4 protein-coding genes are annotated in these 2198 nt (G+C 38.3%); 3 read left to right on the forward strand and 1 reads right to left on the reverse strand.

Features of this window, described 5'->3' with window-relative positions:
• Positions 1-482 (reverse strand): DnaA ATPase domain-containing protein (locus BBROOKSOX_RS10235; protein WP_257607858.1); only part of this gene is annotated, 482 nt, incomplete at its 3' end.
• Positions 483-588: 106 nt separating this feature from the next.
• Between BBROOKSOX_RS10235 and BBROOKSOX_RS10240 the strand changes: the two genes are divergently transcribed.
• From BBROOKSOX_RS10240 to secG, 3 genes are all read left to right on the forward strand, one after another.
• Positions 589-1104, forward strand: a complete 516-nt coding sequence (locus BBROOKSOX_RS10240) for a YqhA family protein (RefSeq protein ID WP_139659795.1) — start codon at positions 589-591, stop codon at positions 1102-1104.
• A 59-nt stretch (positions 1105-1163) separates the two neighbouring features.
• Positions 1164-1910 (forward strand): triose-phosphate isomerase, encoded by a 747-nt coding sequence (gene tpiA, locus BBROOKSOX_RS10245; protein WP_139661651.1) that lies wholly within the window; start codon positions 1164-1166, stop codon positions 1908-1910.
• Positions 1911-1915: 5 nt separating this feature from the next.
• A partial coding sequence (secG, locus tag BBROOKSOX_RS10250; RefSeq protein ID WP_139661654.1) for a preprotein translocase subunit SecG occupies positions 1916-2198 on the forward strand: 283 nt, incomplete at its 3' end.

Here is a 2198-nt window from a genome sequence, read left to right on the forward strand (position 1 = left end):
AATGGCATATAAATAATTTTGGCTTTAGGGTCTTTTTCTTTTACCAGGTGTCCTGCAGCTTGCATTAAATGCGTTTTTCCCAACCCTGATCCACCGTAAACAATGCAAGGATTGTAAGGAGAGTTTTTAAGATTTTCTGCGATTTGTTGAATAGCGCCGTAGGCTATTTGATTGGCGTTACCTAAAACCAAATTTTCAAAAGTATAGTCATCTAGAAGGGGTGTTGTATGTTGCTTTTTTGTCTGTGGTTGACCCACAACACCAATCAAAATCTTCAGGTTTTTATCGTGCTGCACAATCACGTCTTTAATTTTTTGTTTTAGGTTTTTTTTAAGATAACTTACTGCCGAATCGTTAGGCGCCAATATTGTTAAAGTGCCGTTTTCTTCTTGTGCTTTTAGCGGCTTAATCCAGACACTGAATTGCCCTACTGGCACAGTATCTTTTAAGGTTTCTAAACATTTTTTCCAAGTTTTTGACATAAAGTTTCTGAGTGAGCACAATAAAAGATTATTTTAGTCGTGTTTTTGTTTCGTTAAAACAAATAATGATATACTAAGCTTTTGTCTTTCGAGTAGGGGTTAATCAGTGAAGTTTACTGAAAAGTATTTTGAAAAGTTTTTGTGGAATTCGCGTTTTATGGTGCTTGCAGCCGTGCTTTCCTCGTTGTTGTTATCACTGGTGTTGTTTGTGATTACGGCTATTGATGTTGGTTCATTGTTTATGCATGCAGGTGAGTATTTAGACGCAACGATTGAAGCTAGAAAAATATTAAAAATTGAAATGGTTGCACACACAGTGGGCTCTATCGATGGATTTTTATTGGCAACCATTTTGTTAATATTTGCGCTAGGTTTATACGAGTTGTTTATTAGTGATATTGATGAGGCTCAAAACAGTAGTTGCTCAAAAGTATTGGAGATTAATTCACTTGATGATTTGAAATCAAAGCTTTCCAAAGTCATTTTAATGATTTTGGTGGTTACTTTTTTTGAGGTTTCTTTGTCAATGACTTTTGCAAGTGCGCTAGATTTGGTGTATTTTTCACTGGGTATTTTAATGGTTTCTTTGGCGCTTTATTTTGGCTCAAAATCTACGCACTGATTGATTTTTGTGCCCAATTAGAGTAACATTGCTCAATTTCTATAATTAGATAAGTATTTATGCGCCAAACAATCGTAGCAGGTAACTGGAAAATGAACGCCTCAAAAGAAACAGTTAACACACTGGTGCTAGGCGTTCTTGAGGGTATGTCAGATGTTAAATCAGAGGTTATTGTCTGTGTACCTTACCCTTATTTGTGTCAGGTTGAGGCTTTAGTAGCACACTCACAACTAAAGATTGGCGCACAAAACCTAAATGTTAACGCTTCCGGTGCTTTTACAGGTGAAGTGAGTGCAGACATGCTTAAAGACTTTGGTGCTGAGTATGTTGTTGTTGGGCATTCAGAGCGTAGAAGCCTATACGGCGAGAGCGATGAGATTGTTGCTGAAAAAGTGCAAGTTGCATTGGACAATGGGCTGACGCCACTATTTTGTGTTGGTGAATTATTAGAAGAAAGAGAAGCCGGCAACACAGAAGCTGTGGTGGCGAGACAAGTTAACGCTGTGATTAAGCGTGTTGGTATTGAGGCTTTCAAAAACATTATTATTGCTTACGAACCAGTTTGGGCGATTGGTACAGGCGTTACTGCAACACCACAACAGGCGCAAGATACACATGCTTATATTCGTGAGCTTTTGGCACAAAGTGATGCAGATATAGCACAATCAACACCTATTCTTTATGGCGGTAGTATGAATCCTAGCAATGCAGATGAGTTAATTGCTTGTGAAGATATTGACGGTGGTTTGATTGGCGGGGCATCATTAAAGCCTAATGATTTTTTACGTATTTGCAAGGCGGGGTAATTATTATGTCATTTCAAATTGTTTTAATTATTCATATGATGTTGGCATTTGGTCTAATCGCACTTATCTTAATGCAACATGGTAAGGGTGCTGATGCTGGCGCTGCTTTTGGTGCTGGCGCTTCAGGTTCGGTTTTTGGTGCACGCGGTGCAAACTCATTTATGTATAAATTAACTGCCAGTATTGCTGTTGGTTTTTTTATCACCAGTTTGACTTTGGCCTATCTTGCGACACCAGCAAGTACAGAGAAAAAATCTGAAAGTGTGATGGACCAAGTGATTATTGACC

The organism is bacterium endosymbiont of Bathymodiolus sp. 5 South (assembly GCF_900128535.1).
In the GTDB taxonomy this organism is placed as follows: Bacteria; Pseudomonadota; Gammaproteobacteria; order PS1; family Pseudothioglobaceae; genus Thiodubiliella.